This is a genomic window from Streptomyces sp. NPDC006643, assembly GCF_042870175.1.
GTDB lineage: Bacteria > Actinomycetota > Actinomycetes > Streptomycetales > Streptomycetaceae > Streptomyces.
In genome coordinates this window covers 475623-499182 of sequence record NZ_JBIAHA010000002.1, presented here as the reverse complement: position 1 = coordinate 499182, position 23560 = coordinate 475623, and the positions used below count along the sequence as shown (strand labels likewise).

Sequence of the window (23560 nt, the reverse complement as noted above, 5' to 3'; positions counted from 1 at the left end):
GCTCACATCTCCTGGCCGGACGTGTCCATGATCGGGCGTACCTCGACGGCTGCGAAGCGGGCGTCCGGGAAGCGTGCCGCGATCTCGGTGGCCCGCTCCTGGCTGTCGCAGTCGACCACGAAGTACCCGGCCAGTTGCTCCTTGGCCTCGATGTACGGTCCGTCGGTGGTGGCGGGGAGACCGTCACGTACCCGCACGGACTTGGTGTTCACCGGGTCGGCCAGCGCCGTGCCGCTGATCAGCTCACCGGACGCGGTGATCTCCCGCCACAGCTCGTCCGCCTGCCCGCTCATCCGGGCCCGCTCCTCGTCCGACATCGCGAGCGCCTCGCGGGTACGGAGGAAGGCCGGGTGACCCCAGCTCTTCGGGTTGCTGTAGATCATGATCAGATACTTCATCTCGACTCCCTGCACTCCGGATGTACGGTACGGCGCCGGTCACGGACCGGCGATCAGGCCGAACCGGCGAGCCCGATCACATTGCCCTCCGGGTCGGCGAAGTGCCCGACCACGAAGGTGCCGGGTGCGGCGCCCTCGGGTTCGGGGCCCATCCGGCGGGTTCCGCCGAGGGCCTCGGCCTTCCGGAGCGCGGCTTCCACGTCGGGCACGCCGACGTAGAACAGCACCCGGGGCCCGAAGCCCGTACCACCGGCGACGCCCCCGTTGATGCCGCCCCGGCCGTCGCCCGGTACGGGGTTCGCGTCGCCGTGCACGAAGCCGTACTCGCCGGGCCGGGACACCGCCGGGCTGCTGGCGTCACCCAGGTCGAAGTCCCAGCCGAACAGCTCGTGGTAAAAGGCGCGCAATCCGGCGGGGTCGGCGCCGACGATCTCGAAATGCACCACTGGCAGTCCCATGACCGCTCCACTCCTCGTACACACGTCCCTGGTGGACGTCTCACAGCGAGGTCGGAGCAGAGGGCCGGATCTCTACGTCTCCCGACGCCTGGGGAAGAAAGAAATCCAGTTGTGCGAGACGGTCCGGTCCGTCTAGCGTCCGGATCATGGGAAGCAATTTCATGGCGATCGTAAACGTCCGCTCCTTCCGGGGCTCCGTCGCCGCCTTCACCCGGCTGCGGCGCGTCCCCGGCGCCCTGACCGGACCGGGGACCTTCGACCGCTGACATACGGCGTCCCCCGCGCGCACCGACCCGCGATCCGTCATCACGCACAGCTGATCCGTCTCGGCTGATCGGTCACCGTTGCTCCGTCATCGTTGATCCGTGGTCCGTTGATCCGTGATCCGTTGATCCGTGGTCCGTGTGCCGCTCCACCCTGCTCCGGTCAGGGCCTTCGTCTGCCCACGAAGCCCTTTCCAGGAGACAGGACGCAGGCCATGGCCCGCAGCCGGCAGCAGCACCGATCCCGCACGCTCTCGCAGAACTTCCTCATCGACCGCGCCACCGTCGCCCGCTTCGTACGCGCCGCCCGCCCCGACCCGGCCGGGCTGCTGCTCGAAGTCGGCCCCGGGGAGGGCGCGTTGACCACGGCGCTCGCACCGCACTGCCGCGAGTTGCGCGCGTACGAGATCGACCCCGGGCTCGTCCCGGGACTCCGTGCCACCGTCCGGGCGACGCCCCATGTACGGGTGTACGAGCGGGACTTCGTCGGCGTACCCCCGCCGCGCGAACCCTTCGCCGTCGTCGGGAACGTGCCCTTCTCCCGTACCGCCGACATCGTCGACTGGTGTCTGCGCGCGCCCGCGCTGACCGACGCCACGCTCATCACCCAGCTCGAATACGCCCGCAGGCGCACCGGTGACTTCGGGCGCTGGTCGCTGCGGACGGTGCTGACCTGGCCGCACTTCGAGTGGCGGCTGCTCGGCCGGATCGGGCGGCGCGAGTTCTGTCCGGTGCCTCGTGTGGACGCGGGCATCCTGCGGGTCGAGCGCCGTCCGCGCCCGCTGCTGCCCGCCGCCGAACTCGCCGACTACCGGCGGCTGGTCGAGGCCGGCTTCTCCGGGGTCGGCGGATCGCTGTACGCGTCGCTGCGCCGGGCCGGGCACCCGCGCCGGCGGGTGGACGGCGCGTTCGACGCGGCGCGTGTCGACCGCGCCGAGATCGTCGCGTTCGTGCCGCCGCGGGCGTGGCTGATTCTGCACAAGAAACTGAACGAGACGTCTCGTCTCGTTTGATGTACGGTGTGGGCATGACCTCACCGCAGCGTGCCCATATCGCCATGTTCTCCATCGCCGCCCACGGGCACGTGAACCCGAGTCTCGAAGTCATCCGGGAACTCGTCGCCCGTGGGCATCGCGTCAGTTACGCGATCCCCGCCTCCTTCGCCGAGAAGGTCGCCGCCACCGGCGCCGAGCCGGTGATCTACACCTCCACCATCCCGATGGACGACGACCCCGACGCCTGGGGCACCGAGCTGATCGACAACCTGGAGCCCTTCCTCGACGACGGGACGCAGGCGCTGCCCCAACTGGCCGAGCTGTTCGAGGGAGACCGCCCCGATCTCGTCATCAGCGACATCACGTCCTACCCGGCGCCGCTCCTGGCCCACCGGTGGGGCGTCCCGTATCTCCAGCTCTCACCGAACATGGTGGCCTGGGAGGGGTACGACGAGGAGGTCGCCGCCGCACAGGACGCCCAGCTCGCCGAGTCCGAGCGGGGCAGGGCCTATGTCGCCCGCTTCCAGGCGTGGCTGGACGAGAACGACATGAACCTGCCGCTGAGCCGGTTCGTCGTCCATCCCGATCGCGCGATCGTGCTGATCCCGAAGGCACTTCAGCTCTTCGCCGACCGGGTGGACGAGTCCGTCTACACCTTCGTCGGCGCCTGCCAGGGGGAGCGGGCCGACCAGGGGGAGTGGGCGCGGCCCGCCGGCGCCGAGAAGGTGCTGCTGGTCTCGCTCGGCTCGGCCAACACCAAGCAGCCCGACTTCTACCGGGCCTGCGTCGAGGCGTTCGGCGGCCTGCCCGGCTGGCATGTCGTCCTCCAGATCGGCAAGTTCGTCGATCCCTCCGAACTGGGCGAGATCCCCGGCAACATCGAGGTGCGTCCCTGGGTGCCGCAGCTCGCCATCCTCAAGCAGGCCGACGCGTTCATCACCCACGCGGGCGCCGGCGGCAGTCAGGAGGGCCTCGCCACCGGCACCCCGATGGTCGCGGTCCCGCTGGCCGTCGACCAGTTCGGCAACGCCGACACACTCGTCCGACTCGGCGTCGCGTGCAGGCTCTCCATGGAGGACGCGACGGCCGAGGCGCTGCGAGAGGCGGTCACGACGCTCGTGGCGGACCCCGAAGTCGCCCGCAGGGGCGAGGAGATCAAGCGGGACATGGCGAAGGAGGGCGGCACCCGCCAGGCGGCCGACATCATCGAGGCGGCCCTGCCGCTGCGGACCGCCTGACGCGCGGAGCGAGCGGGGTGCGCGGGGCCGGGTGGAACCTCACCCGGCCCCGCGCCGGTCTCCCCCTCCTCCTCTTCCTCTCCTCTTCCGTCTCGAAGGCATGGTCGGATTCCAGCCGTCTCCTCCCGCTCCCCAGTGGTCCGGAAGTAGCCGGATGTCCTTCTCGTGAGGTGAGCACATCCCCGACAAGAGGGATCGAAGCCCCTTACAACTAAGGCGCCACGGACGGAGATCGCGTGCGCGGTCCGAGTTGCGTGCGGATGGCCGATTTCGTATTAAGCAAGGTTGTTCTCTAAGTCACAGCAGCCTGAAGGTCTTGATCTGAGCGCGACAATCGGCCAGGGTTTCGAATCAGTTCGCCGGAAGTTCTTCGTCCGGCGGGCTATCCCCCCACAAATGCTCACGAGGAGAAGCCTCTTCATGACAACTCATAAGCGCGCTCACCGGATGAGACTCACCGCCGCCATCACCGCGGTGGCAGCCGTGGCCGGTATTACCGCCTTCGCCTCCCCCACGGCGGGTGCGGCCACCCCCCTCGGCACGGTGTACGGGGCCGACGCCAAGGGCGCGGTCGCGGGCAGCTACATCGTGCTGCTCGACCAGAAGGCCGACAAGGCCGAGAAGAAGGACCTCGCCGCGGAGTACGGCGGCAAGGTCAACCGCACCTACGGCTCCGCCGTCAACGGCTTCTCCGCCAGCGGCCTTTCGGCGACCGAGGCGGGGCGTCTCGCCGCCGACCCGGCCGTCTCCAAGGTCGTCCAGAACAAGAAGTTCTCGATCAGCGCCACCCAGGACAATCCGCCGTCCTGGGGCCTCGACCGGATAGACCAGACCGCGACCGCCGGTGACAACGCCTACACCTACCCGGACAGCGCGGGCGCGGGCGTCACGGCGTACATCATCGACACCGGAGTCCGCGTCAGCCACGCCGACTTCGAGGGCCGCGCGACGTCCGGCTTCGACGCGGTCGACAACGACGACAACGCCGACGACGGCAACGGCCACGGCACACATGTCGCCGGCACCGTCGCGGGCGCCGCCCACGGCGTCGCCAAGAAGGCGAACATCGTCGCCGTCCGGGTCCTCGACGACTCCGGCAACGGCACCACCGAGCAGGTCGTCGCCGGTATCGACTGGGTCACCGCGAACCACACCGGCCCGTCCGTCGCCAACATGAGCCTCGGCGGCGGCGCCGACCCCGCCCTCGACGAGGCCGTCCGCGCGGCCATCGCCTCCGGCGTCACCTTCGGCGTCGCGGCGGGCAACGACTCCAGCGACGCGAGCGCCACCTCCCCGGCGCGCGTCGAGGAAGCCATCACGGTCGCCTCGTCCACCGTGGACGACGAGCAGTCGTCCTTCTCCAACTACGGCTCGATCGTGGACATCTACGCGCCCGGCTCCGACATCACGTCGACGTGGAACGGCAGCGACACCGACACCAGCACCATCTCCGGTACGTCGATGGCGACCCCCCACGTCGTCGGCGCGGCGGCGGTCTATCTGGCCGGACACCCCGACGCGGCACCGGCCGACGTGGCCACCGCCCTGACGGACGGCGCCACGCCCGACGCCATCTCCAACGCCGACGCGGGCACCCCGAACAAGTTGCTGAAGGTCGTGGAGTAACCCACCGCGACACCAGTGCCGGACCGGCGGTCGTCGTGCTCTCCCCCACGGGGCGCGGCGACCGCCTTCCGCACGCCGGAGCCGCCCTGCCCGCCCGCCGACCTATCGTGTCCTCATGACGACGATCAGGTACGGGGCACTGCTGCGTGGAATCAATGTCGGCGGGAGCCGGAAGGTCCCCATGGCGGCGCTGCGCGACGTGCTCACCGGACTCGGCCACCGCGACGTCGCGACGTACCTCCAGAGCGGCAACGCCGTCTTCACCGACACCACCGGCGCGGACGAGGCCACACTCGCCGCCGCGCTCGGCGACGCCATCCAGGAGCAGTTCGGCTTCCCCGTCGAGTGCCTCGTGCGCGACGCCGCCTATCTGAAGGCCGTCGCCGACGCCTGCCCCTTCCCCGCTGCCTCTCTCCAGGGCAAACAGCTCCATGTCACCTACCTCTCCGAGGCGGTGGACCTCGACCGCTTCGCCGCCATCGACCAGGAGTCCTACCTGCCCGAGGAGTTCCGGCTCGGCGACCGGGCGCTGTATCTGTACACCCCCGACGGTCTCGGCCGCTCCAAGCTCGCCGAGGTGCTGTCCAGACCCCGCGTGTACAAGGGCCTCATCGCCACCTCCCGCAACTGGAACACCGTCGTGAAGCTGGTGGAGCTGACCCATGAGTGAGTCGCCCGCGGTCGTCGCCGCCATCGAGGCCGAACTCCGCCTCCTCGACCCGGCCGTCCGCTCGTCGGCCGAGCTGATCGGGGAACTGCTCCACCCGGACTTCACCGGGTTCGGCTCCTCGGGCCGCCGCTGGGGCCACGACTCGATCATCGCGGCCCTCACCGCGCGCGACGCGCCCACTGCCCGGCCCGTCACGACGTCCGGGATGAGGGGCGTCGAGCTCGCCCCGCATCTGGTGCTGCTGACGTTCGACACGGAGCACAAGGAGGTCTGGGCTCATCGGAGTTCGCTCTGGACGCTGACCGGCGAACGGTGGCTCCTCTACTTCCACCAGGGCACGGTCTTCACGCCGGAGCGGCCCTGACGGCGCGATCCGGCCGCGCGCGCCGCCCATTGGAGTGGCATCGCTCCCGCCGTGCCCGAAATGCCTGTCACGCACCGCTATAAAGGGCCCCGTCACGTTGATCAACTGATGGGTAGTCACCATGCTGAAGGCCGCTCTGCGGGTCCTCGCCACCACCGCACTCGCCACCACCGCGCTCGCCCCGACCGCCGCGTCGGCGGCCCCCACCGCGCCGCTCCCGGTCCCGGCCCCCGCACCCGCCCCGGCCGCCGCCGCTTTCGCCCCCGACACCACGGCCTGCGGCCCGGTCGGCCCGTACCGCTCCTGGGACTGGTGGCGTACGACGACCAACCCGCGCATCGCGGACACCGTCCGGGAGACCGCCGCCGCCGAGCGCTGGCAGTGGCGCGACGACACCAACACGCTGTGGCGCGGCGACACCCGCGAGAACGTGGAGGACCTGTTCGACAAGGGCTTCACCCCGCGCGGCGACGCGATGATCCCGCTGGCCGAGTACATCGTCAAGGGCGGCGGACAGAACAGCGCGCACGTCAGCACGACGTGCGAGAAGTGGGTGGCGCAGAAGTTCGCCACGTACGGCGCCGCGAAGACCGGCTGGGTGTACGAGATCGACGCGCCGGGCGGCATCGACGTGAACGCCACGGCCGCGCTCAACCGCTACGAGTCGCCGTTCCTGTGGAACAAGGAGATCGACTTCCCGGGCGGGATCGAGGGCCGCTACATCAAGCAGGCGTGCAAGTTCCACCTCACCAGGACCGACCCGCAGACCAAGGTCAACACGTACGAGAACCTGGGCTGCAAGACCAACGCGGACTTCCGGCCCCTGACGGCCGGCCTGGCGGTGCCCGCCATGCGCTGAGGCGGGGGTGACACCGGGTGGCCGTGGTCGGCGAGCGGGTCGGCCACGGCCACCCGTGCGTTTCCGCGCCCGGCCCGGCGGGGCGCCGGCCGGGCGGCATTGTCGTGGACGGTGGTGCGGAGTTACCGTTCATGGATGTTCTCCCGGCGCCATATCGACCTGCTGCGCGTCGCCGGTGCGCTCTGTCCGGCGTCCGGCGACGCCGCCACGCGGCACACGGCCCCACCGCGCACCGCCCTCTGACACACCGCCTCCGCTGTTCCTCGCGACGGGGGTGACCGCTGTCCGGCGCGCGCGTGTCCATTCCGCCGAGTCCCCGGGTCACCGGATTCCCCGATTCCCGGACAGCAGGAAGCGGTACCTCCATGCCCGTGCCTCGCACACCCCTGTCACCCGCCTCCCGTCACCTCCATCTCGCCGTCGCTCTCGACGGCGCGGGCTGGCATCCGGCCGCCTGGCGGGAGCCCGCCGCCCGCCCCGCCGAGCTGTTCACCGCCCGGTACTGGACCGATCTGGTCACCGAGGCCGAGCGCGGCCTGCTGGACCTCGTCACCTTCGAGGACTCCCTCAGCCTCCAGTCGACCGGCCCCGACGGGCCGGACGGCCGCACCGACCGCGTACGCGGCCGGCTCGACGCCGTACTGATCGCCGCCCGAGTGGCCCCGCTGACCCGGCACATCGGGCTCGTGCCGACCGTGCTCGTCACACACACCGAGCCGTTCCATCTCTCGAAGGCGATAGCCACGCTCGACCATGTGAGCCTGGGACGGGCCGGTGTACGGGTGCGGGTGTCGGCCCGCGCCGACGAGTACGCGCATGTCGGACGGCGTGAACAGCCCGCCTCCGTCGGGGAGTTGTTCGCCGAGGCACGCGACTACGTCGAAGTGCTGAAGAGACTCTGGGACAGCTGGGAGGACGACGCGGAGATCCGTGACGTCGCCACCGGCCGTTTCATCGACCGCGCGAAACTCCACTACATCGACTTCGAGGGCGCCGAGTTCAGCGTCAAGGGCCCCTCCATCACCCCGCGCCCGCCGCAGGGCCTGCCGCCCGTCGCCGCGCTGGCGCACGACACCCTGCCGTACGAACTGGTCGCCTCCTCGGCCGAGATCGGGTTCGTCACGCCGCGCGACGCCGACGACGCGCGGGCGATCGTCGCCCGGATCCACGAGGCCCGGTCGGCGGCGGGCCGCGCCGACGAGACCGCGCACGTCTTCGGCGACCTCCTGGTGTACCTGGACGACGACCCGGGCGCCGCGGCCGGCCGCCGGGCCCGGCTGGACGAGCGGGCGGGCGCCCCGTACGTGAGCGACGCCCCCGTCTTCACCGGCACCCCGGCCGAGTTGGCCGATCTCCTCCAGGAGGGCCGGGAGGCCGGGCTCTCCGGCTTCCGGCTGCGGCCCGCCGCGCTCCCGCACGACCTGGAGCGGATCACCCGGGGGCTGGTGCCCGAACTGCGGCGCCGGGGCCTCTTCCGTACGGCCTACGGGGCGGACACCCTGCGCGGGCTGCTCGGCCTGCCGCGCCCGGCCGGCCGCTACGCCGCGGCCTGAGCCCTTCCGTATCTCGCCGGACCCCGCCGCATCCCGCCGCATCTCGCCGTACCCGGCCGGACTTCCTGACGACTGACGACCCGAAGGACCGTGTTCCCATGAGCAAGCCCGCCACGCCCGCCAAGCCTCTCAAGCAGATCCATCTCGCCGCCCACTTCCCCGGCGTCAACAACAGCACCGTGTGGAGCGACCCGGCCGCCGGCAGCCAGATCGATTTCAGCTCCTTCACCCACTTCGCCAGGACCGCCGAGCGCGCCAAGTTCGACTTCCTCTTCCTCGCGGAGGGGCTGCGGCTGCGCGAGCAGAACGGGGAGATCTACGACCTGGACGTCGTCGGCCGGCCCGACACGTTCACGGTGCTCAGCGCGCTGGCCGCCGTCACCGACAAGCTGGGCCTGGCGGGCACGGTCAACTCCACCTTCAACGAACCGTACGAAGTGGCCCGGCAGTTCGCCTCGTTGGACCATCTCTCGGCGGGACGGGCCGCGTGGAACGTCGTCACCTCGTGGGACGAGTTCACCGGCCAGAACTTCCGGCGCGGCGGATATCTCGCGCAGGAGGACCGATACGAGCGCGCCAAGCAGTTCCTCGCTGCGGCCTGGGAGCTGTTCGACTCCTGGCACGGGGACGAGATCGTCGCCGACAAGGAGACCGGTCTCTTCCTCGCCCACCCGGATCCCGGCGGATTCGACCACCACGTCCGGCAGTTCGACATCAGCGGCCATTTCAACGTGCCGCGCGGACCGCAGGGCCGGCCCGTCATCTTCCAGGCGGGCGACTCCGACGAGGGCCGGGAGTTCGCGGCGTCGGCGGCCGACGCGATCTTCACCCGGCACGGCACGTTCGAGTCGGGCCAGGCCTTCTACGCCGACGTCAAGGGCCGCCTCGCCCGCTACGGCCGTTCCCCCGACGAGCTGAAGATCCTGCCCGGCGTCACCTTCGCGCTCGGCGACACCGACGCCGACGCGCGGGAGAAGGCCGCCCTGATCCGCCGGCAGCAGGTCAGCGGCCAGACCGCGATCCGGCTGCTCGAACAGCTGTGGAACCGCGACCTCAGCTCCTACGACCCCGACGGGCCGCTGCCCGCCGAGGATCCGGTCCCCGGCGAGAACACCGTCGCGCGCGGACGCGCCAGCGTACGGATGCACCGCGACCCGCTCGCCACCGCCGCGCGCTGGCGCGCCCTGGCCGAGGAGAAGGGCCTCTCGATCCGGGACCTGATCATCGAGGTGACGGGCCGTCAGACCTTCATCGGCTCCCCGGCGACGGTGGCCGCCGCGCTCGACGACTTCGTACAGGCCGACGCGAGCGACGGGTTCATCCTGACGCCCCATCTGACACCGGGCGGGCTGGACGAGTTCGCCGACACGGTCGTACCGCTGCTCCAGGAACGGGGCGTGTTCCGTACCGAGTACGAGGGCGACACCCTGCGCGACCACCTCGGGCTCCGTACTCCCGCCACGCCCCTGTCCGCGCCCGCCGGCCGGACCGCCGCCCACTGACAAGGAGCACCACCGTGGCCACCACCCACCGCACCCCGCTCGCCGTCCTCGACCTCGTGCCGATCTCGTCCGGCTCCACCGCGGGCCAGGCCCTGCGCAACAGCGTCGACCTCGCCCGGCACGCGGAACGCCTCGGCTACACCCGTCACTGGTTCGCCGAGCACCATCTCAACCCCGGTGTCGCGGGCACCTCCCCGGCGGTCGTCCTCGCGCTCACCGCCGCCGCCACCTCCACCATCCGGCTCGGCTCCGGAGCCGTCCAACTCGGCCACCGCACCGCCCTGTCCACCGTGGAGGAGTTCGGGCTGCTGGACGCCCTGCACCCGGGCCGGTTCGACCTCGGGCTCGGCCGGTCGGGCGGCAGGGCGGAGGCGGCGACGCCCGCGCCGGCGCCGGAGCACACGACCCCCGTCGTGGACGGCCGCACACCGAACGGACTGCGCATCCCGGCCCGCTTCTCCATCGCCGGCCTGCTGCGCTCCCCGCGCTTCGCCCTGCACCGCAAGCTGCTCCAGCAGCCGGGCGCCGAGTCGCAGCCGTACGACGAGCAGATAGCCGACATCCTCGCGCTGCTGGCGGGCACCTACGCCACCGCCGACGGCATCGAGGCTCATGTGGTGCCGGGGGAGGGCGCGGACCTCCAGGTGTGGATCCTGGGCAGCAGCGCGGGCATCAGCGCGCAGGTGGCGGGGGCGGGCGGCCTGCGCTTCGCGGCCAACTACCACGTCAGTCCGGCGACCGTACTGGAGGCCGCCGAGGGATACCGGGCCGCGTTCAAGCCGTCCGCCGAGCTGGACCGGCCGTACGTCAGTGTCTCGGCGGACGTCGTCGTCGCCGAGGACGACGCCACCGCACGGGAGCTGGCCACGGGATACGGCCTGTGGGTGCGCAGCATCCGCAGCGGCGAGGGCGCGATCCAGTTCCCGACACCCGACGAGGCCCGCGCGCACCGCTGGAGCGAGGCGGACCGGGAACTGGTCGCCGATCGGATCCAGACGCAGTTCGTCGGCTCACCCGGGAGCGTCGCCGACCAACTGGAGGTCCTGCGCGACGCCACGGGGGCCGACGAACTGCTCATCACCACCATCACCCACCGCCACGCGGACCGGGTCCGCAGCTACGAACTGCTGGCCGAGGAGTGGGCGCGGCGGTAGGTGGTCCGCCGTCAGGCGGCGTTCTCCTCCTGGGCCGTCGGGTCCACCCCCAGCTCCGTGAGCAGCCGCTCGCGCAGCGCGGCGTACGCGGCGCCGCCGTGCGCGCGCGGCGCGGGCAGCTCCACGGGGATGTCCGCGCCGATCCGCCCCTCCGCGAGGACGACCACGCGGTCCGCGAGGACGATCGCCTCGTCCACGTCGTGCGTCACCAGCAGGACCGCCGGGCGGTGCCTGGCGCACAGCCGGCGCAGCAGGACGTGCATCCGGATACGGGTCAGCGCGTCCAGCGCGCCGAACGGCTCGTCGGCGAGCAGCAGTCCCGGTTCGCGTACGAGCGAGCGGGCCAGCGACACCCGCTGCTGCTCGCCGCCGGACAGCTCAACGGGCCACGCCTTCTCCCGGCCCGCCAGTCCGACCTCGGCGAGCGCGGCCCGGCCGCGCTCCAGCGGATCCGGGCCGTCGAGACCGAGGACCACATTGTCGAGCACCCGTTTCCAGGGCAGCAGACGGGCGTCCTGGAACACGACGGAGACCGGGTCGGGAGAGCTGAGTTCGCCGCTGCCCGTGACGTCGTGGTCGAGTCCGGCGAGCGCGCGCAGCAGCGTGCTCTTGCCGGAGCCGCTGCGGCCGAGCAGCGCGACGAACTCCCCGGCGCGGACGTCGAGATCGAGACCGTCGAGGACGTTCCGGTCGCCGAAGGAGCGGATCAGACTCCGGATCCGTACGGTCGTGGGCGGGGCTTCGGCCCTCAGCCCGCCAGGGTGCGTCGCCATGACAGCGTCCTCCGTTCGACGAGACGTACCAGCGCGTCCGAGAGGAGCCCGAGGAGCCCGTACACGACCAGTCCGACGATGATGACGTCGGTCTGCCCGTACGTCCGGGCCAGCTCCATCATGTAGCCGATCCCGCTGGTGGCGTTGACCTGCTCGACCACCACCAGCGCCAGCCAGGCGCCGGTCACGGCGAACCGCATGCCCAGCAGGAACCCGGGCAGCGCGCCGGGCAGCACGACATGGCGCAGGAACGCCGTACGGCTCAGCCGCACCGTCTCGGCCAGCTCCACATAGCGGGTGTCGATGGTGCGCAGTCCGTTGTGCGTGTGGATGTAGACGGGCACGAAGACGCCGAGGGCGATCGTGATGACCTTCATGGACTCGCCGATGCCGAACCACAGGATCAGCAGCGGGATCAGCGCGAGGGACGGGATGGCCCGCTTGATCTGCACCGGGCCGTCGATCACCCCCTCGGCGATCCTGCTGAGACCCGAGACGAGGGCCAGGATCAGGCCCCCCAGAACGCCGAACAGCAGCCCGAGCGCGGCGCGTTGGGCCGAGGTGGCGAGGTTGGACTGGAGCCGGCCGTTCTCGATCAGATCGCCCGCCGTCGTCACCACGGTCCACGGGGCCGAGAGATTGCGCGCGTCGATGAGACCGGTGGCGGAGCCCGCCGCCCAGACGGCGAGCAGCAGGAGCGGACCCAGCGCCCAGCCGTACGGGACGGGTCGCCCGAGGCCCAGCCGCCGGCGCGGCCCGAGCCGCCGGGAGCCGCGCTGCGGCGCGCTCTCCCGCCGCTCGACCGGCTCCGGTGCCGACTCGGCCTTGGACAGGGTGATTTCCTCTGCCGCTTCGGTGCTCACGATCCCGTTCCCTTCCCGGATCCGGTGTCGGCGCCGGTGCCCGCGACGGCCTCGGCCCCGACCGTCTCGAAGCGCCGGTCGAAGAGGATCTCCGCGTCGAACGACTTCTGGTCCGTCTCCTTCGCCAGCAGGTCGACCGTCTTCTGCTGGTCGGCGACGGCCTCCGTCCAGTCGCCCGGAATCGCCGGGTGCCCGCCGGTCTTGACCAGATACTCGCCGTCCTCGCGCGACAGCCCCTGGTCCTTCACGTAGTAGCCCTCGATCCACTCCTCGGGATGCGTGTCGATCCAGACCTCGGCCTTGGCCCAGTAGGTGATGAACTCACGTATGGCGGCGGCCTTCTGCGGGTCGCTCACCGAGGCCGTCGGCACCCAGAGATGGCTCGGGTCGTCCCGCAGTCCGTGCGGGATCGTCTTGCCGCCGTCCTTGCCGTACTTCGCCGGATAGCGCTTGATGTTCACCCCGCCGAGCGGCGCCGCGTCGACCTGCCCGCCGCCGAGCGCGGTCGGATAGACATCACCGGTACTGGGCAGCTCGACCAGCTTCACGTCCTCCTTGGTGAGCCCGGCCTTGGCCAGGATGCGCAGGACGAGCGCACCCTGGGCCTGCCCGGGGCTGTACGCGATGCGCTTCCCGCGCAGGTCCGCGAGGCTGTCGATGCCGGCGCCCGGCGCGATGCCCAGCTCGTAGATCGGGTTCTTGATCGGGTCCGTACGGAACGCCGCGGCCACCAGCTTGGTGTCGAGCCCCGTCCAGTGCGCGTGGATCGACGGGATCTCGGCCGCCGAGCAGACGTCCAGGGAATTGGCCCGGAACGCCTCGGAGCACTGGGGGCCGCCGCTGAGATTCGCCCACTTCACCTTGAAGGGGATCTTGTCGAGCTGTCCGGAGAGCTTGAGCGCGACCTGGATCTCCGGACTGCCGATCGTGATCTCGGTGTCCGGATCCACCGTCTTCGGGATCTCGACGTCGGAGAGATCCTTCGAGGACGCGGTGGTGGTGGCGGAGTTGTCGGCGCAGCCGGTGAGTACGGCGGCCGACAGGGTCAGGGCGGAGGCGAGCAGGGCGGCAGCACGAAGCGTACTGGGCATTGTCTTTCTTTCCCGGTTCTCTGAATCGCTGGGACCTTCACGGCAATGGGGGCGGTGAGGGTCAGCTACAGAGCGCGGTCGCGACGCGCATCAGATCGACGGCGCGTCGTTTGCTCAACCGCTGGGATTCGGACATGTCGTGAAGCTAGCGGCGGTACGAAGCCAGGGGCAAGGGGCCGGGTACGAATGTGCGATACGGCAACAAGGGCTTCGTACCGCCGCTATACGCCCGACACACAACCCGGGCGCGGTCTCGGGTCAGCTCACCGTGACCGGGACCCGGATCATCGCGTCGAAGAGATAGCCCTGGGTGTTGGGCACCGAGCGTTCGGGCTGGGTGTTGCCCGCCGTGTCGGTCGCGCGCGCCAGGAGGTGTGTGCGCCCCGTGGTGTGCGGGCGCCAAGGGGCCGACCAGCGGACCCAGTTGTTACGCCGCGGGGTGTCCCGCAGCTGCGCCCGCTGCCAGCGCGCACCGCCGTCCGTGCTGAACTCGACCTGGCGCACGGGCGCGTGGCCCGACCAGGCACGGCCGGTCAGCCGGTGGACGCGCCCGGCGGCCAGCACGGTGTCCGGCGCGAGTTCGAAGCCGGACTTGATGGTCTGCCGGGTCAGCGGGGCGCTGCCGCCGGGCGGGTAGGACGGGCCGAACAGCCGGTAGAAGTCGGTGTTCCAGGGCGAGGTCAGCGGGGCGGCGCTCACCTCTATGTCACCGAGCCACTTGATGGAGGCGATCCCGACCCAGGACGGCACGACGACCCGGACCGGATACCCGTGGTCGTACGGCAGCGGTTCGCCGTTCATCTCGTACGCGAGGATCACGTCGTCCAGCGCCTTCGCCACCGGCAGCGGGCGACGCACCCGGCCCAGATTGACGCCCTCGGTGACATAGTCGGCGTCGAGCCCGCGGGGCATCACGTCGACCGCGTGCCCGCCGATCCCGGCGCGCCGCAGCACGTCGGAGAGCCGCACGCCGCGCCACCGGGCGACACCGATCGCGCCCAGCGTCCAGGCGGTGCCGGAGGCGGCGTCGCCCTGCTGCGAGGTGTAGAAACTGCGGCCGTTGCCCGCGCACTCCACGGCCACGTCGCGGGTGACCGAGGGGAGCCGGCGAAGCTGCTCGTAGCTGAACCGGACCGGCCCGCCGCGCAGTCCGCTGCCCCATACCGTCAGGGTCCAGGAACCCTTGTCCAGCACGGGTGTTGACGTGTGGTTACGGACGAAGAAGCGCTCCACGGGGGTGTGGGCGCCGGTGTCGCGGAGGGCGGCGAAGTTGGCTTCGGCGTTGGTGCCGCGGATCGTGAACAGCTCGGGCGGCAGCGGTTTGACGATGCCGGGGGCGGGGGCCGGCGCCGCCGCCGCGGGCGTGGCCCGGACGGCGACGGGGGCGGCGAGCGAGGTGGCGGCGAGCATCTTCAGGACGGAACGGCGAGCAGGGGTCATCGCAGAACTCCTCGAAGGAGGGGGAAGGGGCGGGAAGCCGGGAAAGCTGCGGAGAGAGCGGCGTCAGCGACAACAACAGCGGCGCGGCGAAGGGCGCGACATGACAGCCATGCGGGGATCTTAGTACTGCCGCGACCGCGTCAGGCGGTGTTCGCCCCGCTCGGGGACCGTCGGACGGTGACCATGGCGACGTCGTCCTCAAGATGGGCGTGGCGTCGCAGGTCGGTCAGGATGGCGTGGAGCATCGCGGCCGGGGGATGGGTGGCCCAGTTGCCGATGCGTTCGGTGAGCGGGTAGAAGACACCGACCGCGTTACGGGCCTCGATGAGGCCGTCGGTGTAGAGCAGCAGGGTGTCGCCCGGTGCCAGGTGGTGGGTCTCGACATGCACGGGGTCGCGGTCGAGGCCGAGCAGTCCGATCGGCAGCGAGGGTTTCGAGGACGGCAGCTCCCGCGCGGTGCCCTGGTGCAGGAGGAGCGGCGCCGGGTGACCGCAGTTCACCAGGCGCACCTCGTCGCCCGCGCCCACGATCTCGACGACGACGGCCGTCACGAAACACTCCCGCACGCGTTGCGCCATCTCGGGCTCCTGCGCGATGTCGGCGATGTCGGCGCTCTCCTCCGCCACCTCACTGGCGCGTACGAGGTCGCGGTGCACCGCCTCGTCGAGAAAGCCGGGCAGCTCGGCCAGCGGGACACCCTGCCGGGCCCCCTGGCGGAAGGCGTTGAGCACGAACAGGACGACCTCCAGGGTCGACAGCCCTTTGCCCTGGACGTCCCCCACGATCACCCGTGGTCGTCCGTCGACCATCGCGCAGGCGTACAGATCGCCGCCGATCGTGGACTCCGCGTCGGACGCCAGATAGGTGGACGAGATGTCCATCGGACCGAGCCGGGCCGGCAGCGGACGCAGGAGTGTGGCCTGCGTCTGGGCGGTCACCCGCCGTGACTGCGCCAGTTGATGGGTCCGTTTCTCGCGCACCGCGGCGGCACCCACCGAGGCCGCGCAGATGACGGCCGCCGTCGCGAGGGCGACGGGCGCGTCCTGCCAGTTCAGACGCCCGTTCTCGGCGAGGGTCGCGACATACGCCGGCAGCATCGCCCCGGAGATCAACAGCACCGACCGGGGGCCGGCGAAGACCGCCGCCAGCGCGGGCAGCGCCAGCATCATGCCGCCGAGCCGGATGCTGGCCCCGCCGAAGGTGTCGGCGGCCAGCAGCAGCACCAGGATCGCGACCGCCAGGATCACGATCGCGTGCGGTCCGCGCCACAACGCGTCGGGATCGCGCCTCGGTGCGCCGACGGAAGGCATGGTTTCACGGTACTGCGATCTTGCCCGCCGGGCGGGGTCGGCGTGACCCGCTCCGCCGCGGCCGGCCGCCGCCGGGGGCCCCGTCATGACCCTGCGGGGCCCCGCACGGCCCCGTCGCACCCGGCCGGATCTATCCTCGGCAGGAATCGAACCCCCGGTCGAACGGAACGGAGTCGGGATGCGCTACATCATCATCGGGGCGGGCGCCGTCGGCGGCAGCATCGGCGGCCGGCTCGCCGAGTCCGGCCACGACGTCGTCCTCGTCGCACGCGGTGCGCACCACGCGGCGCTGCGTGACCACGGTCTGCGGCTCACCACACCCGACGGCACCACCGTGCACCGTCCGCCGGTGGTGGAGCGGCCCGACGAACTCCAACTGCGCTCGGACGACGTCCTGTTGCTCTCGGTGAAGACGCAGGACAGCACCGCCGCCCTGGACGCCTGGGCCGCGCGGCCGGTCGACGGCGGCGCGAGCGCCGGTGAGACGCTGCCGCTGGTCTGCGCGCAGAACGGGGTGGAGGGCGAACGGCTCGCCCTGCGCCGCTTCCGCCATGTGTACGCCATGTGCGTCTGGCTGCCCGCCACCCATGTCGAGCCGGGCGTCGTCTCCGCCGGCTGGACCCCGTACACCGGCACCCTGCACATCGGCCGCTACCCGTCCGGCACCGACGCGACCGCCGCCCGGATCGCCGCCGACCTGGAGAAGTCCCGGATGCTGGCGCCGGTCGTACCGGACGCGATGCGGTGGAAGTACGGCAAGCTGCTCGCCAACCTCGCCAACGCGGTGGAGGCGGTCTCCGGCCGTCTCGTCAGCGACGAGGCCCGTGACCTCGCCGCCCGTGCGCGGGCCGAGGGGGCCGCCGTGCTCGACGCCGCCGGTGTCGACGCCGTGAGCGGGGCGGAGCAGGACGCGGTGCGCGCCAACATGAACTTCGACCCGTACGCCGTACCGGAAGGCGGCAGCGGCTCGTCCTGGCAGAGCCTCAGCCGGGGCACCGGCACGATCGAGTCGGACTACCTCAACGGCGAGATCGCCCTGCTCGGCCGGCTGCACGGCGTGCCGACGCCGGTCAACGAGGCACTTCAGCGCGTCGCCAACACCTTCGCCCGCGAGCGCCGCCCGGCGGGTTCACTGCCGGTCGGCGAGCTGCTGAGGATCATCGACGCCGGTGCGTGAGCTGGCTCGTCCGGCCGCCGCCGTCCTCGGGGACGTCCCGTACATGTACGTAGCCGAGCCCCGCGAGCAGCGCCAGTGAGGGCGCGTTCGCGGGGTCGACGGTGGCGTGGACCTCGGCCAGCGCGAGGGTGTCGTGCCCGTACGCGGTGAGCACGGCGGCCAGTTCGCGGCCGAGCCCCCGGCCCCAGGCGGCGGGCGCCAGCGCGTAGACGATCTCGTGGCCGTCCAGCCACGGCTCGGTTGAGGGCTTGATCTCGGCGTGCCCCACATAGGCGCCCTCGTGCCGTACGGCCCACACGTCGAACCGGTTCGCGGGATACACATCCGTGAAGACCCGCCCGAACAGCGCCCGGTCGGCGGCCTCGCTCGCCGGCCCGTCGCCCATCCAGCGGGACACCCGGGGGTCCTGGAACAGCGCGACGAAGTCGTCCTCGTCGGCGCGGACGTACGGGGACAGGGTCAGGCGCTCGCCGCGCAGGTCGGGGGTCACGGTCCCGGAGGCTATGCGGGGCTGTCGCCTTTCTTCAAGACCGTTTCCGTGCCCCGTTCCTACGGTGGGGGCATGAACAGCGAGACGAAGAGCGACATGAACACCGTCCACCGGGCGATGCGCGAGTGCGCCGCCGAGGCCGCCCGGATCGCCCGCGCCGTCCCCGCCGACCGCCTCACGGCGCCCACCCCCAGCGCGCGGTGGGACGTCCGGGCCCTGGCCAACCACCTGGTGCTGTACACCTCGCACGGACTTGAGCACCGCGCCCGCCGCACGGAGCTGCCCGCCGCACTCACCGACCGCGACTTCACGGGCGACGCCGACTGGCCCGAGCGGTACGAGGCCGCGCTGGACCGCGCCGTCGACGCCTGGGCCGACCCCGCCGTCTGGAAGGGCGACATCGGCGAGGGCGAGGCGGCGACTCCGGCGGCCACGGTCGCCGCCCTCATGACTCTCGAAATGGCTCTGCACGGCTGGGAGTTGGCGCGGGCCACCGGGCAGGAGTTCCGGCTCTCCGAGGAGACGGCCGGACATGTGCTCGCCGTGGTCGAGGAGTACGCCGAGATGTACCGGAAGTACGACGGCTTCGCCGACCCCGTACCGGTCCCCGCGACGGCCGGGACCTTCGACCGCGCGCTGGCGGCGAGTGGCCGCGACCCGTTCCGGGCCGTCTGACGCGCGCTCCCGCCTCTGGAAGTGGCCCACCCGATCGCCGCGCCAATGGCCCGGTGAACAGGGCCACCCTCCGGCTAGTCTCGCCGGTATGAGCGATCAGGAACACCGCACCACCGTCGACTTCTACTTCGATCCCGCCTGCCCGTTCGCCTGGATCACCTCACGCTGGATGCTGGAGGTCGAACGGCTGCGGCCGATCGATCTGCGGTTCCATGTCATGAGCCTCCACCTGCACAACCTCGGCAACGAGCTGCCCGGCTGGTACCGCGATCTGGTGGACCGGTCCATCGGGCCCGTACGGGTCGCCGTGGCCGCCGCGCAGCGGCAGGGCGACGGTGTGCTGCGCGATCTCTACACCGCGCTCGGCACCCGGATCCACGAGCGGAAGTACGAGGACTTCGACGTCGTCGTCGCCGAGGCGCTGGCCGAGCTGGACCTGCCCGCCACCCTCGCCGGGGCCGCGCACGACCCGGCGTACGACGAGGCCGTGCGCCGCAGCCACGACGCGGGCAAGGACCCGGCCGCCGACGGGTACGTCGGCACGCCCACCATCCATGTCGACGGGACCGTCTGGTTCGGCCCCGTCCTGCGGGCGATTCCGCGCGGTGAGGAGGCCGCCGAGTTCTTCGACAGCTTCCGGGTGCTCGCCCGCCGGCCCGACTTCTTCGAGCTGAAGCGCACCCGCACCGGCGGTCTGGACTTCGGCTGACCGCACCGGACCGTACCGCGCGGCGCCGCCCCGGACCCGTCAGGCCGACAGCGCGGCCGGCTCCCTCGCGGCCCGCGCCGCCTCGTACCGCCGCACCAGCAGCCGCGCCAACTCCGGTGCGGGGCCCAGCACATCGGCCAGCACGTCCGCCCCCGACCCGTGCGCGCCCCGCGCGATGCGGTCGGGGAGACGGCCGGGGGCGATCACGTACGGGGCCACGGCCACCCGCCGTACCCCCTCCGACCGCAGCTCGCGCACGGCGTCCTCCGTGCGCGGCAAGGAGGCGGAGGCGAACGCGGGCCGCACGGCGCACCAACCGGTGCGACGCCACTCCCGCGCGACATGGGCGATCACCGCGATCGCCTCCGGGTCACTGGAGCCCGCCGAGGCCAGTACGACCCCGGTCGAGCCCTTGTCGCCGGGCCTGAGCCCGGCCTCGTACAGCCGCCGTTCCAGCGCGTCCGTCAGCAGCGACGACGGGCCGAGGACGTCGGCCTGCCGTACGGCGAGCCTGGGCAGTCTCGCTCGCGCCTCGCCCAGCACGGCCGGGATGTCGGACTTGGCGTGGAACGCGCGGGTCAGCAGCAGCGGCAGCGCCACCACGTCCCGTACGCCCTCCGCGTCCAGCCGCTCCAACACCCTCGGTACGGAAGGGGCGTTGAAGTCCAGGAAGCCCGCCTCCACCCGCAGCCCCGGACGCAAAGCGCGCACCCGGCGCAGCAGGGCGTGCACGGTCGCGGCGTGCCGGGGGTCGCGGCTGCCGTGCGCGACGACGACGAGGACCGGCCGGGCGGCTGTGCGCATGGTCCTCAGCCCCTCACCAGGAGGCCGCGGCTGCGCAGGACGCGGCGCTCCAGGGGCGAGAAGAACAGCAGGTCGATGCCGATACCGACGATCAGGATGAGGATGATCGTGGCCAGCACACCGGACATGTCGCTGTAGGTACGGAAGTTCTCCATCAGCTGGCCGAGTCCGGTACCGAGATCCGGTGAACTCGCGATCAGCTCGGCGGCCATCAGCGAACGCCAGGAGAACGCCCAGCCCTGCTTCAGTCCCGCCAGATAGCCGGGCAGCGCGGCCGGCAGCAGCACATGCCGGATGCCGTTGACGCCGGTCGCGCCGATGGTGCGGCCGGCCCGCAGATACAGCGGCGGGATCTGGTCGACGCCGGCGACCAGGCCGTTGGCGATGGACGGTACGGCGCCCAGCAGCACCACCGCGTAGATCGTGGCGTCGGTCAGCCCGAACCAGATGATCGCCGCGGGCACCCACGCCACCGACGGCAGCGACTGGAGCCCGGACAGGATCGGCCCGATCGCGGCCCGGACCACCTTCACCCGGGCGACGAGCAGCCCGAGCGGCGTACCGATGGCGACGGAGACGGCGAAGCCCAGCGCGCCGCGCGAGACGCTGGTCCAGATGTAGCCGAGCAGCGTGCCGTCCAGCCACATGTCCTGGATCGAGCGCCAGACGTCGAGCGGCCCGGGAAGTACGTAGTCGGGCTTGAGGTCGGAGGCGGCGGCGAGCTGCCAGACCGTGATCACCAGCACGACCGCCACCAGCGGCGGTACGACCTTGGAGAGCAGCACGCTGCCGAGCGACACCCGCTCGGCGGTCCTGGTCTCCAGCGCGTCCAGACCGGCCTCCAGACCCGCCAGGTCCTGTGTGGTGACCTTCGTGTCCGGAGCCTCCCCGGACACCTTCGTGTTCGGCGCGCCGGAGTCAGTTCTGGCCATGTCGGCGAATCTCCCCACGCAGTTCCTCGGTGATCTCCACCGACAGGTCCGCCACCGCGGCGTCCTCGATCCGGCGCGGCTGCGGGATGTCGATCCGCCACTCCCGCGCGATCCGCCCCGGCCGGGACGACATCAGCACCACGCGCTCCGCGAGCCGTACGGCCTCGCGGACGTTGTGCGTGACGAAGAGGACCGACACGTTCGTCTCGGCCCAGATCCGGGTCAGCTCCTCGTGCAGCACATCGCGTGTGATGGCGTCGAGCGCCGCGAACGGCTCGTCCATCAGCAGCAGTTGGCTGTCCTGCGCCAGTGCGCGGGCCAGCGCGACCCGCTGGCGCATACCGCCGGACAGCTCGTGCACCCGCTTGCCGTACGCGCCCTTCAGCCGTACCAGCTCAAGCAGCCGCTCGGCCTCGCCGCGCCGCTCGGCCTTGGGCATGCCCCGCATCTTCAGGGCGAGTTCGATGTTCTTGCCCGCGGTGAGCCACGGGAACAGCGCGTGCTCCTGGAACATCAGGGCCGGCCGGCCGCCGGGGACGTCGATCGTCCCCGCCGACGGCAGGTCGAGCCCGGCGACCAGATTGAGCAGGGTGGACTTGCCGCAGCCGGACGCCCCCAGCAGGGTCACGAACTCGCCGTGCGCCACCTCGACGCTGACGTCGTCCAGCACGAGCTGTGAGGCGCCGGGCCGGCCGAACGACTTGGACACATGGTCGAGACGGGTGGCGTACGGCTGTGTGTCGACCGTGGTGGGCTGCTTGACGAGCGCGGTGGCCATGAGTCACACCTCCTGGGATGCTGAGGGCGGTCCGGTTGCGGGCAATTCAGTTCACCGCTCGGTCACTTGACGCCGAGACCGGCGTCGTCGATCGCGGGCTTGCCTGTCTCCTTCAGCACCTTGTTGAGCGGCGCCAGGTCGTAGATCCCGTCGAGCAGCGGGTCTTCGAGCAGCCCCGCCTTCACCGCGTGCTCGGACGACACGCTCAGCGTGGAGGCCAGCGGGTCGTCGGTGATGTCGACGTTCTTCCAGGCCGGGTCGATCACCTCGGGCGGCAGCGCCGCCCCCGAGTCCGCCTTGAGCTTGGCGTTGGCGGCGGCCTTGGCCTCGTCGGGGTTCTCGTTGATCCAGGCGTTCGTTTTCACCGAACCGCGCAGCACCGCCTCGACGACGTCCGGGTGCTCCTTGAGGAACTTCTGGGAGACGATCACGTTCGTGATGACGAACTTGCCGTCCTTCCACAGCTTCTTCTCGTCCAGCAGCACCGAACCGCCGCCCGCGACCAGCTTCGACGCGGTCGGCTCGGGCACCCACGCGCCGTCCAGCGAACCGGACTCGAAGGACGCGGGGATCTGCTTGTTGTCCTGACGGATGACGGTGACGTCGCCCTTGCCGGTGTTCGTGTCGACCTTCAGGCCCTTGTCCGACAGGTAGTTGAGCAGCGCGACGTCCTGCGTGTTGCCGAGCTGCGGCGTCGCGATGCGCTTGCCCTTGAGGTCGTCCAGGGACTTGATCTTCTTGGGGTTGACGACGAGCGAGACACCACCGGAGGCCGAGCCGGAGATGATGCGGAGGTTCTGGCCCTTCGACTTGGTGAAGCCGTTGATCGAGGGGGAGGGGCCGATCCAGCCGATGTCGATCGCGCCCGCGTTGAGTGCCTCGATCTCGGAGGGACCCGCGTTGAAGACCTGCGGCTTGATCTTGGTGCCGCCCAACTCCTTCTGGATCAGGCCCTCCTGGAGGCCGACCAGCGCGGTGGCGTGGGTGATGTTGGCGAAGTAGCCGATCTTCACCTCGCTGAGCCCGCCTATCTTCTCGCCCTGGGCGGCGGGAGCGACCTTCTCGTCCTCGGAGTCGCTCTCGGAGCCGTAACCGCAGGCGCCGAGCACCACGGCGAGCAGCGGCAGGGCCGCTACCGCGGCGAGGGTACGGCGACTGCGGGCAGTACGGATGGCTGGCACGGGAGGGTTTCCTCTCGTCGGCCCGTGCTCACGTCCCTCGGTGACGAGGCGGCGTGGCCGGGCGGTCGGCAGTGTCGGAAGGTCTTCGGCGGTGCGGGTACGGCGGGTGTGGCAACGCGGTGCCACGGCTTCTCCGGGCGCGCATGCGGTGCGCGTACGTCAGCGCGCACATCGCGCCACCCCGCCGGTCCCCGCGCCGAGGGCGCCGCTGCCGACCCGGCCGCCCTCCTTCGCGAAGGTCGCGTACATGTCCACCA

General features: G+C 71.4%; 26 protein-coding genes. 13 read left to right on the top strand and 13 right to left on the bottom strand.

Features of this window, described 5'->3' with window-relative positions; translation table 11 throughout:
- Positions 1-2: 2 nt before the first annotated feature.
- Together ACFYNU_RS04835 and ACFYNU_RS04830 are read right to left on the bottom strand one after the other, a co-directional pair.
- On the bottom strand, positions 3-398 hold the full coding sequence (locus ACFYNU_RS04835; RefSeq protein ID WP_356584643.1) for a YciI family protein: 396 nt from the start codon (positions 396-398) through the stop codon (positions 3-5).
- A 53-nt stretch (positions 399-451) separates the two neighbouring features.
- A complete protein-coding gene (locus ACFYNU_RS04830) occupies positions 452-856 on the bottom strand; it encodes a VOC family protein (protein WP_356584644.1) in 405 nt (134 codons plus the stop codon).
- 478 nt (positions 857-1334) lie between these two features.
- Between ACFYNU_RS04830 and erm the strand changes: the two genes are divergently transcribed.
- From erm to ACFYNU_RS04780, 10 genes are all read left to right on the top strand, one after another.
- Positions 1335-2132, top strand: coding sequence for an ErmE/ErmH/ErmO/ErmR family 23S rRNA (adenine(2058)-N(6))-methyltransferase (gene erm / locus ACFYNU_RS04825; RefSeq protein WP_356584645.1), 798 nt, complete (start codon positions 1335-1337; stop codon positions 2130-2132).
- Positions 2132-3352 (top strand): macrolide-inactivating glycosyltransferase, encoded by a 1221-nt coding sequence (gene mgt / locus ACFYNU_RS04820; protein ID WP_388765105.1) that lies wholly within the window; start codon positions 2132-2134, stop codon positions 3350-3352. Before erm ends, mgt begins: the two co-directional genes overlap by 1 nt.
- A 420-nt stretch (positions 3353-3772) precedes the next feature.
- Positions 3773-4978 carry a S8 family serine peptidase gene (locus ACFYNU_RS04815; RefSeq protein WP_356584647.1) on the top strand — a complete coding sequence of 402 codons (1206 nt, stop codon included), beginning with the start codon at positions 3773-3775 and terminating at the stop codon, positions 4976-4978.
- Between the two features lie 115 nt (positions 4979-5093).
- Positions 5094-5648 carry a DUF1697 domain-containing protein gene (locus ACFYNU_RS04810; protein ID WP_356584648.1) on the top strand — a complete coding sequence of 185 codons (555 nt, stop codon included), beginning with the start codon at positions 5094-5096 and terminating at the stop codon, positions 5646-5648.
- Positions 5641-6012 carry a nuclear transport factor 2 family protein gene (locus ACFYNU_RS04805; RefSeq protein ID WP_356584649.1) on the top strand — a complete coding sequence of 124 codons (372 nt, stop codon included), beginning with the start codon at positions 5641-5643 and terminating at the stop codon, positions 6010-6012. The genes ACFYNU_RS04810 and ACFYNU_RS04805 overlap by 8 nt, the downstream gene beginning before the upstream one ends.
- Before the next feature lie 121 nt (positions 6013-6133).
- The gene (locus ACFYNU_RS04800) at positions 6134-6871 is read left to right on the top strand and encodes a hypothetical protein (protein WP_356584650.1); all 738 of its coding nucleotides are present in this window, start codon (positions 6134-6136) and stop codon (positions 6869-6871) included.
- 135 nt (positions 6872-7006) lie between these two features.
- Positions 7007-7114 (top strand): putative leader peptide, encoded by a 108-nt coding sequence (locus tag ACFYNU_RS04795; protein ID WP_356584651.1) that lies wholly within the window; start codon positions 7007-7009, stop codon positions 7112-7114.
- A 122-nt stretch (positions 7115-7236) separates the two neighbouring features.
- Entirely contained in the window at positions 7237-8424 is a 1188-nt protein-coding gene (locus tag ACFYNU_RS04790; RefSeq protein WP_388765101.1) for an LLM class flavin-dependent oxidoreductase, read from the top strand.
- Positions 8425-8522: 98 nt separating this feature from the next.
- The gene (locus ACFYNU_RS04785) at positions 8523-9926 is read left to right on the top strand and encodes an NtaA/DmoA family FMN-dependent monooxygenase (protein ID WP_356584653.1); all 1404 of its coding nucleotides are present in this window, start codon (positions 8523-8525) and stop codon (positions 9924-9926) included.
- A gap of 14 nt (positions 9927-9940) precedes the next feature.
- Positions 9941-11080 (top strand): LLM class flavin-dependent oxidoreductase, encoded by a 1140-nt coding sequence (locus ACFYNU_RS04780; RefSeq protein WP_356584654.1) that lies wholly within the window; start codon positions 9941-9943, stop codon positions 11078-11080.
- An 11-nt stretch (positions 11081-11091) separates the two neighbouring features.
- Here the strand turns inward: ACFYNU_RS04780 and ACFYNU_RS04775 are convergent, their stop codons facing one another.
- The 6 genes from ACFYNU_RS04775 to ACFYNU_RS04750 all read right to left on the bottom strand — a co-directional run bounded on the left by ACFYNU_RS04775 (position 11092) and on the right by ACFYNU_RS04750 (position 16557).
- On the bottom strand, positions 11092-11853 hold the full coding sequence (locus tag ACFYNU_RS04775) for an ABC transporter ATP-binding protein (protein ID WP_356584655.1): 762 nt from the start codon (positions 11851-11853) through the stop codon (positions 11092-11094).
- Complete coding sequence (locus ACFYNU_RS04770; protein WP_356584656.1) at positions 11829-12716, bottom strand: ABC transporter permease; 888 nt, start codon at positions 12714-12716, stop codon at positions 11829-11831. Before ACFYNU_RS04770 ends, ACFYNU_RS04775 begins: the two co-directional genes overlap by 25 nt.
- Entirely contained in the window at positions 12713-13807 is a 1095-nt protein-coding gene (locus ACFYNU_RS04765; RefSeq protein ID WP_356584657.1) for an ABC transporter substrate-binding protein, read from the bottom strand. Before ACFYNU_RS04765 ends, ACFYNU_RS04770 begins: the two co-directional genes overlap by 4 nt.
- A gap of 61 nt (positions 13808-13868) precedes the next feature.
- Entirely contained in the window at positions 13869-13943 is a 75-nt protein-coding gene (locus tag ACFYNU_RS04760; RefSeq protein ID WP_356584884.1) for a putative leader peptide, read from the bottom strand.
- Between the two features lie 122 nt (positions 13944-14065).
- Positions 14066-15247, bottom strand: a complete 1182-nt coding sequence (locus ACFYNU_RS04755) for a sulfite oxidase (RefSeq protein ID WP_356584658.1) — start codon at positions 15245-15247, stop codon at positions 14066-14068.
- 140 nt (positions 15248-15387) lie between these two features.
- Positions 15388-16557 (bottom strand): PP2C family protein-serine/threonine phosphatase, encoded by a 1170-nt coding sequence (locus tag ACFYNU_RS04750; protein WP_356584659.1) that lies wholly within the window; start codon positions 16555-16557, stop codon positions 15388-15390.
- A gap of 178 nt (positions 16558-16735) precedes the next feature.
- Here ACFYNU_RS04750 and ACFYNU_RS04745 point away from each other — a divergent pair, with 178 nt between their 5' ends.
- On the top strand, positions 16736-17734 hold the full coding sequence (locus ACFYNU_RS04745) for a 2-dehydropantoate 2-reductase N-terminal domain-containing protein (RefSeq protein ID WP_356584660.1): 999 nt from the start codon (positions 16736-16738) through the stop codon (positions 17732-17734).
- On the opposite strand, the gene ACFYNU_RS04740 is transcribed toward ACFYNU_RS04745, so the two are convergent.
- On the bottom strand, positions 17715-18224 hold the full coding sequence (locus ACFYNU_RS04740) for a GNAT family N-acetyltransferase (protein WP_356584661.1): 510 nt from the start codon (positions 18222-18224) through the stop codon (positions 17715-17717). The genes ACFYNU_RS04745 and ACFYNU_RS04740 overlap by 20 nt on opposite strands.
- Positions 18225-18296: 72 nt before the next feature.
- On the opposite strand from ACFYNU_RS04740, the gene ACFYNU_RS04735 reads away from it, so the two are divergent.
- Together ACFYNU_RS04735 and ACFYNU_RS04730 are read left to right on the top strand one after the other, a co-directional pair.
- Entirely contained in the window at positions 18297-18899 is a 603-nt protein-coding gene (locus ACFYNU_RS04735) for a TIGR03086 family metal-binding protein (protein ID WP_356584662.1), read from the top strand.
- Between the two features lie 88 nt (positions 18900-18987).
- On the top strand, positions 18988-19608 hold the full coding sequence (locus ACFYNU_RS04730; RefSeq protein WP_356584663.1) for a DsbA family protein: 621 nt from the start codon (positions 18988-18990) through the stop codon (positions 19606-19608).
- A 39-nt stretch (positions 19609-19647) separates the two neighbouring features.
- Here the strand turns inward: ACFYNU_RS04730 and ACFYNU_RS04725 are convergent, their stop codons facing one another.
- The 4 genes from ACFYNU_RS04725 to ACFYNU_RS04710 all read right to left on the bottom strand — a co-directional run bounded on the left by ACFYNU_RS04725 (position 19648) and on the right by ACFYNU_RS04710 (position 23303).
- Positions 19648-20412 carry a sirohydrochlorin chelatase gene (locus tag ACFYNU_RS04725; protein WP_356584664.1) on the bottom strand — a complete coding sequence of 255 codons (765 nt, stop codon included), beginning with the start codon at positions 20410-20412 and terminating at the stop codon, positions 19648-19650.
- A 5-nt stretch (positions 20413-20417) separates the two neighbouring features.
- Complete coding sequence (locus tag ACFYNU_RS04720; RefSeq protein WP_356584665.1) at positions 20418-21344, bottom strand: ABC transporter permease; 927 nt, start codon at positions 21342-21344, stop codon at positions 20418-20420.
- Positions 21331-22122, bottom strand: coding sequence for an ABC transporter ATP-binding protein (locus ACFYNU_RS04715; RefSeq protein WP_356584666.1), 792 nt, complete (start codon positions 22120-22122; stop codon positions 21331-21333). The genes ACFYNU_RS04720 and ACFYNU_RS04715 overlap by 14 nt, the downstream gene beginning before the upstream one ends.
- Positions 22123-22184: 62 nt before the next feature.
- Positions 22185-23303, bottom strand: a complete 1119-nt coding sequence (locus tag ACFYNU_RS04710; protein ID WP_356584667.1) for an ABC transporter substrate-binding protein — start codon at positions 23301-23303, stop codon at positions 22185-22187.
- Between the last annotated feature and the right edge of the window lie 257 nt (positions 23304-23560).

Coding starts and splice junctions, on each gene's coding strand:
- ACFYNU_RS04835 (WP_356584643.1), bottom strand. CDS start 398: ATGAAGTATCTGATCATGATCTACAGCAACCCGAAGAGCTGGGGTCAC.
- ACFYNU_RS04830 (WP_356584644.1), bottom strand. CDS start 856: ATGGGACTGCCAGTGGTGCATTTCGAGATCGTCGGCGCCGACCCCGCC.
- erm (WP_356584645.1), top strand. CDS start 1,335: ATGGCCCGCAGCCGGCAGCAGCACCGATCCCGCACGCTCTCGCAGAAC.
- mgt (WP_388765105.1), top strand. CDS start 2,132: ATGTACGGTGTGGGCATGACCTCACCGCAGCGTGCCCATATCGCCATG.
- ACFYNU_RS04815 (WP_356584647.1), top strand. CDS start 3,773: ATGACAACTCATAAGCGCGCTCACCGGATGAGACTCACCGCCGCCATC.
- ACFYNU_RS04810 (WP_356584648.1), top strand. CDS start 5,094: ATGACGACGATCAGGTACGGGGCACTGCTGCGTGGAATCAATGTCGGC.
- ACFYNU_RS04805 (WP_356584649.1), top strand. CDS start 5,641: ATGAGTGAGTCGCCCGCGGTCGTCGCCGCCATCGAGGCCGAACTCCGC.
- ACFYNU_RS04800 (WP_356584650.1), top strand. CDS start 6,134: ATGCTGAAGGCCGCTCTGCGGGTCCTCGCCACCACCGCACTCGCCACC.
- ACFYNU_RS04795 (WP_356584651.1), top strand. CDS start 7,007: ATGTTCTCCCGGCGCCATATCGACCTGCTGCGCGTCGCCGGTGCGCTC.
- ACFYNU_RS04790 (WP_388765101.1), top strand. CDS start 7,237: ATGCCCGTGCCTCGCACACCCCTGTCACCCGCCTCCCGTCACCTCCAT.
- ACFYNU_RS04785 (WP_356584653.1), top strand. CDS start 8,523: ATGAGCAAGCCCGCCACGCCCGCCAAGCCTCTCAAGCAGATCCATCTC.
- ACFYNU_RS04775 (WP_356584655.1), bottom strand. CDS start 11,853: ATGGCGACGCACCCTGGCGGGCTGAGGGCCGAAGCCCCGCCCACGACC.
- ACFYNU_RS04765 (WP_356584657.1), bottom strand. CDS start 13,807: ATGCCCAGTACGCTTCGTGCTGCCGCCCTGCTCGCCTCCGCCCTGACC.
- ACFYNU_RS04755 (WP_356584658.1), bottom strand. CDS start 15,247: ATGACCCCTGCTCGCCGTTCCGTCCTGAAGATGCTCGCCGCCACCTCG.
- ACFYNU_RS04750 (WP_356584659.1), bottom strand. CDS start 16,557: ATGCCTTCCGTCGGCGCACCGAGGCGCGATCCCGACGCGTTGTGGCGC.
- ACFYNU_RS04745 (WP_356584660.1), top strand. CDS start 16,736: ATGCGCTACATCATCATCGGGGCGGGCGCCGTCGGCGGCAGCATCGGC.
- ACFYNU_RS04735 (WP_356584662.1), top strand. CDS start 18,297: ATGAACAGCGAGACGAAGAGCGACATGAACACCGTCCACCGGGCGATG.
- ACFYNU_RS04730 (WP_356584663.1), top strand. CDS start 18,988: ATGAGCGATCAGGAACACCGCACCACCGTCGACTTCTACTTCGATCCC.
- ACFYNU_RS04725 (WP_356584664.1), bottom strand. CDS start 20,412: ATGCGCACAGCCGCCCGGCCGGTCCTCGTCGTCGTCGCGCACGGCAGC.
- ACFYNU_RS04720 (WP_356584665.1), bottom strand. CDS start 21,344: ATGGCCAGAACTGACTCCGGCGCGCCGAACACGAAGGTGTCCGGGGAG.
- ACFYNU_RS04715 (WP_356584666.1), bottom strand. CDS start 22,122: ATGGCCACCGCGCTCGTCAAGCAGCCCACCACGGTCGACACACAGCCG.